Below are 8,016 nucleotides of genomic sequence, written 5' to 3' on the forward strand. Positions count from 1 at the left end.
TTTATTTTTATGTGGTCATGGGTAAAGTATCATGCATCGTATGGGTGAGTGTGCTGGCTCTGCTTATATGAGGCTGTCAACCGGGGAGAAAGGCTGATCAAGTGGAGCCGACTACCCCTAAACCTACTCCGGTGGCTTCCCCGGATAGCACCAAACCTTCTCCTCCTGTAGCTGAATTTGCTCCTAAATCCCCGGAAAAACCGGAGCAGGAAAAGGTAATACCAATACCACCGTTGATCACAACCTTGCCAAGCAATGAAGTAAGAAATCGGATTGATAAGGGACGTCTTGACCCGTTTGCAGCAATTTCAGTGCAACCAGAGGTGGAGATTTTGCCCAATCCTGGCAGACCAAGTAGTTCCCCTACGAGGGTACAGCCTCTGATTCCTACACCACCAAGACCGGCTTTGCGTCCGCGTCCTGGGACAGGAAGTAGTGTAGCGGTAAAACCCACCAGCCCCTCAAGAGCTAGCAGGCCGACCAGCCCTTCAAGAGCTAGCAGGCCGACCAGCCCTTCAAGAGCTAGCAGGCCGACCAGCCCTTCAAGAGCTAGCAAGCCCGACCGTAAGGCTCCAAGCTCATCAATCCCTAGAAAGTCTCCTGGCTCATCAAGAGGAAATGTTTTGCCACGGCCCCAGAAAACTCAGCCTACACAGACGAGCAAAGCTAAGCCTGGTTCAATACCAGACAATAGCTCTGTTGTCAAGGATGGTATCCCCCCTATCCCTCCTGAATTTGATCTGCAACTGCCAATCCTACCAGAACCAGAACTGGCATATAAGATCAGTGTCACAGGGGTAGTTGACAATGGTAGGGGTGTCTATTACGCTATCCTAGATGTCCCTAATGAGCCTAGTCGTAGCGTTCAAGCTGGACAGTTTCTATTAGGTGGACAAGTGCTAGTCAAGCGGATTGAAATGTATAGAGGCTTAGATCCAGTGGTGATTCTGGAAGAAAACGGTGTTGAAGTCTCTAGACGAGTTGGAGAAACCTCAACATCAGCTTCTTGAGGTAACCTTAGGGCACGGTGTTAGGTGTTAGGTAAGCATTCAGCTATCAGCCGTCAGCCATCAGCCATTCCCGTACCGTGGCCCAAAAGCCTTTGGCCTTGGCTGACGCTACTAATTGTGCTGATTTTATGAAAAAGTATTAGTAGCGTACGCTATGGGCATAAACTGTTGCAGTAGCGTTGCCACAGACCTTTGGCTGATAGCTGATACGCGACACGCTGATAGCTAAAGGTGTTAGAAATTGGGTTAATGGTTCTGCTACTTAATCCCTAATACAAGGTACCCTAGGATCATGGAGCAGTGTAAACTATTGCGTTATCAAATTAGTTGTCCTGGTTTACCCTTGGCAGTATATCGAGAGGTAGCTGCCCATTTACGGCAAGTGACAGGGGTAGACGCTGATTTACTACCCCAAACATCCCAGCAGTTTGATTACAATCAGAGCCAAGTTGGTGGATTGTGGATTGAGTATGCCGAGACTGCTGATAAATTAGAAACAGAACGGGTCAAGCAAATTTTGTCCTATTATCAAAATCGCTATGGTGCCTGGGAAGAAGACACTTCCGATGGTGGACAGCAGCTCACATGATGGGGAAGCAAAAGGTTAATGGGTTTAATCCAGGCTTTACGAGGAACACGGGATATCCTGCCAGACGAAGTGGGATATTGGCAGCAAGTAGAAGCGATCGCACAACAGATTCTCAATAGAGCGGCTTATCGAGAAATTCGTCCTCCCATTTTTGAGCGCACTGAACTGTTTGAACGGGGGATTGGGGAAGCTACTGATGTGGTGGGGAAGGAAATGTATACCTTCAACGACCGGGCAACCCCTCCTCGTTCGGTGACACTACGTCCAGAAGGGACAGCGGGAGTAGTGCGAGCTTATATTCAAAATAGCCTCTATGCTGCTGGTGGAGTACAACGGCTCTGGTATACCGGTCCGATGTTTCGCTATGAAAATCCCCAAGCTGGACGACAGCGACAGTTTCATCAATTGGGGGTAGAGGTGATTGGTTCTCGTGATCCGAGGGCAGATGCAGAAGTAATTGCGATCGCAATCGATATCCTAAATACCTTGGGTCTAGTTAACCTGAAACTTGACCTGAATTCTGTCGGTAGTACCGAAGACCGTCAACAGTATCGACAGGCTCTGGTAGATTACCTCACTCCTTACAAAGATGAGTTGGACGAAGATTCTCAAGACCGTTTAACTCGCAATCCCCTCAGGATTTTAGATAGTAAAGACAAACGTACTCAAGAGATTGCTCAGGATGCTCCGAGCATTTTAGACTACCTCAGTTCAGAGTCCCAAAGTCATTTTGATCAGGTAAAGCAGTTGTTGCAGGATAATGGGATTAGTTACCAGCTCAATCCTCGCTTGGTGCGGGGGTTGGATTACTACACCCACACTGCCTTTGAAATTATCTCTGATGACTTAGGCGCTCAAGCAACAGTTTGTGGTGGTGGTCGCTATGACGGATTAGTCCATGAATTGGGGGGAAATAAAACTCCAGCCGTTGGTTGGGCCATTGGTTTGGAGCGTTTAGTGATTTTGCTGCAACAACTGCAAGCATCACCAACCCTAGCGCTAGATTTTTATCTAGTATCCAGAGGTGAAGTAGCTCAAGCTCAAGGGTTGAAACTGGCTCAACAACTGCGCCAAGCTGGGTTGGCTGTAGAACTGGACTTGAGTGGAAGTGCTTTTGGTAAACAGTTTAAGCGAGCTGACCGCAGTGGTGCGGTGGCTTGTTTAGTGATCGGAGATGCTGAAGCTCAGAGCAACACAGTGAATTTGAAATGGCTGGCCTCTGGGGAACAAGAAACTATGACCCAAGCTGATTTATTGGATAAAACTGACCAGTTAAAAGGGCAGATAGAACAATTGCGTTGAGTGTTGAGTGTTGAGTGTTGAGTTGCTTAGGGTGCGTTAGGGGGGCCTTCATATTTCGCCTCGTAGCCAGGGTGAGGTTGTTGCCCGTAACGCACCTTCGTATGGGTAGGGTGTGTTAGGGGGGCCTTGATATTTGGCCTCGTAGCCAGGGTGAGGTTGTTGCCCGTAACGCACCACTGCTGGGTCAAACTGTTAGGAGATGCACCCTTGACTATTCAGTGTTAACACTCAATAACCTCCTATTATTTCGTAGTTAAATATCAATGGTTTGAGATAAGTCTGGGTATGCTTAGGTTATAAAGAAATGGGTTATCATCCTGAGGATGCTGCGCTACCATTTCACCTATAGAGTTCCCCAGCTGCTGCTATGCTACCAATACCTGATTACTTAATTGCCCTGACTGTAGTACTGGTGGTAATCCCATCAGTATTCGTAATTTTACTACGTTTTGCTCTCCATACCCATCTTTTATCCCTAGGGAAGCGAGTAAGAAGACTAATCCATGGACAGCCTCGTGGGAAAAAACCCAGAATTGTAGAGGAGCTAGAAAGACGGTTCTCAGATGCTAGCCGACATTTAGAGCAGGTCAATACAGGCGCATTAATTGACCAAGCCTACAGCCACGAGAAAGTTGTTGGCATCTCTTGTGACCAAATTGATTACATTGGTCGGATTATGCCTAGCTTACTGTTATCCTTTGGCTTACTAGGTACCTTTATCGGCATCACCATCAATTTGTTAGCACTGAGTCAAACAATCAGTCAGTCTGATGCTACCGATATCAATACTTTAGTTAACCAATTACAGCAACCCCTAGAAGGGATGGGGATTGCTTTTACCACTAGCTTAACTGCGATCTTTTTTAGTGCTGTCTTAACCGTAGTTAATGTCGCCTTCAATACAGGGCTAGCCAAAAATAATCTAATTAGTTACTTAGAAGACTACTTGGATAATATTTATCAGCCGACTTTAGTAGGGCAAACACGCCTGGATGTATTGGTTCAGGGGATGTCCAATATCTTTGACAACTTTTTGGCGAAATTTGGTCAGACTGTTCGAGAAGCAGTGGAATCCTCACTACGAGAAAAAGTTCAAGAAATTGCTGATGCTAACACTCAAGTGCTTAAAATAGCAGAAAATTCTTACAATAGATTCTTCCAAGCTGCTAGTACTATCGCCAGAAGTGCTGAGGAATTTCAGTTAGCTGCTGCTCAATTTACCCAAGTGGCTCAAACCTTCGAGCATAGCCAGTTTCCTCAAAAATTATCTAAGGCTACAGTAGATTTAACTAGAACCCAAAGCAGTTTCTCTGAGTCAGCCAGTATGCTATCCCAATCAGTCCAAGCTATGGGAGTAGCAATGGCTGAACTTCAACTTCATGGGGTTAAGTTGGTAAAATTGGCAGAAGAAATCAGTGCCCTCAGACAATCTTCTATAGATGTAGTGAAGCAGCATCATCACAGTCAACAAGCCTTAGGGAAGATTATCCCCCAACTTCAGCAAGGAGCACAGGGATTTCAGTCAGCGATCGCTAGGCTTGATCAATTAGAGCAACGGATTGTTTCTCGAAGCGATAGCTTGAGTGACGTTCAGGCTGAATTGGCTAAGTTAGTGTCAAATGTGAAAAGCTATACCGAAGGAGTAAGTCTGGGCATTCAGGCTTTAGGCGATCGCCTTGATCAAAGTCTTACTCAGCAAGCTAATACTGACCAGCATAATTATGAAATTATGCGACACAATCTTGAAAAAGTTGTCAATCATCTCAATAACACTAATCAGGAAATTGCTAAGATTAGCAAAAAAATGATTGAGTCCAATCAAGTCGATGGTTCAACTCGCATAACCCAAGATATGACTGTAGGAGAGCTAGTCAGGCGTTTGAGCAGTGAACGATAAACCTGGCAAATGACAAATAATCACGTAAGCTATCAGCTATCAGCTATCAGCTTTGTGGCACAGGCTTCGACGCTGGAACCTAACTCAAATTAAACGAATGCTTAGCTCTTTTCTTGATGCAAAGCGCGAGTGGGTAGGGGCTGCATCGCTTATTCAAAAGCACCATTAGTAGCGTGCGCTATGGGCATAAGCTGACGGCTGACGGCTGACGGCTGAATACTTACATAATAACTATAAAATTGACAGGAAATTGATAAAATGCGTCGTTCACGAAATAATGATTGGAATGAAGAGATAAATCTCTGGCCAGCCTTTACAGACTTAATGTCTAATGCCTTCATGATCCTGATCTTATTTTTGTTGCTGTCTATTTTGAAGTCTGTGCTGGCACAAACTGCCTTGGAATCAACCATTGATGATCTCACCAGAAGTGAAGATGAAGTGGTGCAATTAGCAAGGGAGAATGCGGAATTACGAGCTAAGGCAGTTCGGGTTGATCAACTTGAGCGTGGCGTAGCGATTTGGAGAGCTAGGGCAAAGCGCTCAACTGACCGCCAAAAGGCACTAGAACAGCAGGTTAGGGCTTTGCAGGTACAGATTGCTGCAGCACCAAAACCACCAGATACACCTCCAATTATTGTAATCAAAGATCAGGGGGCTTACCGATTTGATTCCGGCAGTGCGGAAATTCCCTCAGCGATGAAAGACTATATTCGGCAGCAAATTGTCCCTGCGATTGAAAGCAATGCCAAGGACTATGAAATTAATGTAGTAGAACTGATTGGTCACACCGATGGTCAACCTAATCTTGGTGCTGGCAATATCGACCAGACCATTGGGAATGTAGTTAATAAAAATTCCTCTATCAGTCAACTTAGACCAGGATCTAATGCTGATTTAGGACTGATGCGAGCTTTGGCAGTTGTGCAATTACTCCGTGAGATTCAATCTAAGGAAGGGCGGCTGAAGGGGTTGCAATTTCGGGCTTATTCTGCAGCCCAGTTAATTTTACCTAATGGAAAAATTGCTCCGATTAGTTTAAAGGATGATCAAACTAGGCGCAGGATTGAAATTCGCTTTACTCGTCTCGGTAAGGTAACAAATGTTCAATAGCTGAAGAGGACATAATCTCGCTAATCTGGTAAGGAAAGATGCGTCAGCTGTTAGCCGTCAGCTGTCAGCCCTCAGCTGTCAGCTGAATGGTTACAAAGATGGTAGTCAGGAAGTTTGCGATCGCAAACTCCATGATTAGGCTTTCTATGGTGAACAAGGAATAATCGCCATGACCTATGTCGTAGATAAACAAACAGACCAACGGCTAGTCCACTCCGGGGTAAGTTGGCATAACTTCAAATCAATTCAAGCGGGGTTCGTCAACTCCCCAGGAATTCGACTGTTCTACTACAGGGGTGAGGTAGAAATATTGGCAGTTTCCCAAGACCATGAAGTCTTCAGTGGTGTCATAGCACTGTTGCTGGGTACTTATTTTGTTGAAAAACAAATTGAGTTCACTCCAACCGGTAGCTTTACCCAAGAGAAGGAAGGGGAAGCATCTGCACAAGCAGACCAATCTTACCTAATTGGTAGAGCGTCAGGAGTGATTGCAGACCTCTCTATTGAAGTTGTCTTTACCAGTGGTAATCAGAGCAAACTAAGTCGTTACCAATCATTAGGAGTACCCGAAGTTTGGTTTTGGGAGGATGGTGTATTTGCTTTGTATCACTTGCGCTTTGATGGTTACGAAAAAATTTCCCAGAGTGAAGTCTTGCCAGATTTGGATATTGACTTATTGTCTCGGTGTCTGATGATGGCTTCCAAAGTTGAAGCTATTAGGCACTTCAGACAAGCTATCTCTGAGGCTTAGAAAAATCCTTAAGATTAGTCGAGTAGGGTGCCTTAGGGGAGCCTTCATGTTCCTCCTCGTAGCCAGAATTGGGACAGCCCGCCCCGTTCCACCCACGGGCAAGATGCCCGTTCCACCCACCGGATCAAACAGCATGCATTGAGATTTACCCCCTACGGTTTTATAGCATTTGTATTTGAGATGTAAACTGAAAATGTCTTTTTTGAGTTTCCTATAAAACTCTGGAGCTCTTTTCCCTGTTGCTTTTTGCCTCTTGCTTCTTGTCTTTTTCGACAATCTATAATTTTACAACTCGTTTGAAAACGCTATTATCTATTTTAATTCAGCAATGCCTTAAATTTATACCCAATAAATATTAAGTAATTTTAAGTTTTTTAAAAACATCTTATTCTTATTGATTATTAAGAATAATCAATAAGAATAAGATGTTATAAAATTAGTTAACAAGAGATAAGGAGGAATCACGATGTTAAATAAATTAAGCATTTTATCTGTTGCAACTATTGTAAGTATGACCCTAAACCAAGGATTAGCTAATGCAATAAGCGCAAATGGAGGTAGTACAGGTTGGCATTCCGTTAGTAGTGGGAGTGAGACAAGCTGTAACAAGAAAGGTATAGAAAAAATGAATATTCTTGTAAATGGAGGAGAAATCGAAAAAACTGAATTTCACCCATGGCGCTATAAAAGAGGAAATAACGTTATTTTTAATCTTGTATGTGCTCCCAAAGGTGATTATGTCAGGGTAGATGTTATTTGTGTGAATCCTTGTGACCGGAACACTTATCGTATTCGCACTGTAATAGATGAACTGATGAATTGGTAAATTCTAGCTTTCGAATCAGCAACACTTTAGGCAGGCGATCTCTGAGGCTTAGAAGAATCCTTAACGTCAGCATTCAGCGGTCAGCGGTCAGTCGTCAGCCCTGAGCCATTCCCGTAACATGGGTACAAGCCTTCGGTTCATAGCTGATAGCTGATAGCTGAATGCTTACTTCTTAAGATTAGCCCTAAAATTTAGTATCAACAAGCACATCTTAAAGGTTAATTTTGTGGTATTGCTTTCTTATCCCCTTAAACAGAGTAGATGTCAGTCACTCTGTCGAATCCGGTGGTTGACAAATCCCGAGGGTGGGGATAAGCAAAATACTCGACTTAAAGTGTAAGCTAATTGGAAAAGCAATCAAGTCCATTAGCAGGTCTTTGGGTCATAGATATCGACAATGGCTAAGAAGTACTGGGAATTTCTACTACAGAAAGAGGGGGAGCGCTCCTGGAAGCCAATCAAGTCTTCTGAGATGGAGATAGAATCCGGTCGGTATCGGATAGTGGCTCGTTCCAACCGGCCCAATAC

Annotated in this window: 8 protein-coding genes; 7 read left to right on the plus strand and 1 reads right to left on the minus strand. The window is 44.4% G+C overall.

Annotated features, from left to right (window positions below):
- Positions 1 to 97: 97 nt before the first annotated feature.
- Entirely contained in the window at positions 98 to 454 is a 357-nt protein-coding gene (locus F6K20_RS15120; protein ID WP_131826838.1) for a hypothetical protein, read from the minus strand.
- Between the two features lie 169 nt (positions 455 to 623).
- On the opposite strand from F6K20_RS15120, the gene F6K20_RS15125 reads away from it, so the two are divergent.
- From F6K20_RS15125 to F6K20_RS15155, 7 genes are all read left to right on the plus strand, one after another.
- Positions 624 to 1,010 (plus strand): hypothetical protein, encoded by a 387-nt coding sequence (locus F6K20_RS15125; RefSeq protein ID WP_008186127.1) that lies wholly within the window; start codon positions 624 to 626, stop codon positions 1,008 to 1,010.
- A 292-nt stretch (positions 1,011 to 1,302) separates the two neighbouring features.
- On the plus strand, positions 1,303 to 1,599 hold the full coding sequence (locus F6K20_RS15130) for a hypothetical protein (protein WP_008186125.1): 297 nt from the start codon (positions 1,303 to 1,305) through the stop codon (positions 1,597 to 1,599).
- Positions 1,600 to 1,617: 18 nt separating this feature from the next.
- Positions 1,618 to 2,901, plus strand: a complete 1,284-nt coding sequence (gene hisS / locus F6K20_RS15135) for a histidine--tRNA ligase (RefSeq protein WP_008186123.1) — start codon at positions 1,618 to 1,620, stop codon at positions 2,899 to 2,901.
- 367 nt (positions 2,902 to 3,268) lie between these two features.
- Entirely contained in the window at positions 3,269 to 4,798 is a 1,530-nt protein-coding gene (locus tag F6K20_RS15140) for a hypothetical protein (RefSeq protein ID WP_008186121.1), read from the plus strand.
- Positions 4,799 to 5,056: 258 nt separating this feature from the next.
- On the plus strand, positions 5,057 to 5,911 hold the full coding sequence (locus tag F6K20_RS15145; RefSeq protein ID WP_008186118.1) for an OmpA family protein: 855 nt from the start codon (positions 5,057 to 5,059) through the stop codon (positions 5,909 to 5,911).
- Between the two features lie 169 nt (positions 5,912 to 6,080).
- The gene (locus tag F6K20_RS15150) at positions 6,081 to 6,662 is read left to right on the plus strand and encodes a Uma2 family endonuclease (RefSeq protein ID WP_008186117.1); all 582 of its coding nucleotides are present in this window, start codon (positions 6,081 to 6,083) and stop codon (positions 6,660 to 6,662) included.
- A gap of 466 nt (positions 6,663 to 7,128) precedes the next feature.
- Entirely contained in the window at positions 7,129 to 7,488 is a 360-nt protein-coding gene (locus tag F6K20_RS15155; protein ID WP_008186115.1) for a hypothetical protein, read from the plus strand.
- Positions 7,489 to 8,016 lie beyond the last annotated feature (528 nt).

It is taken from the genome of Moorena sp. SIO2C4, assembly GCF_010672485.1.
Taxonomy (GTDB): Bacteria; Cyanobacteriota; Cyanobacteriia; order Cyanobacteriales; family Coleofasciculaceae; genus Moorena; species Moorena producens.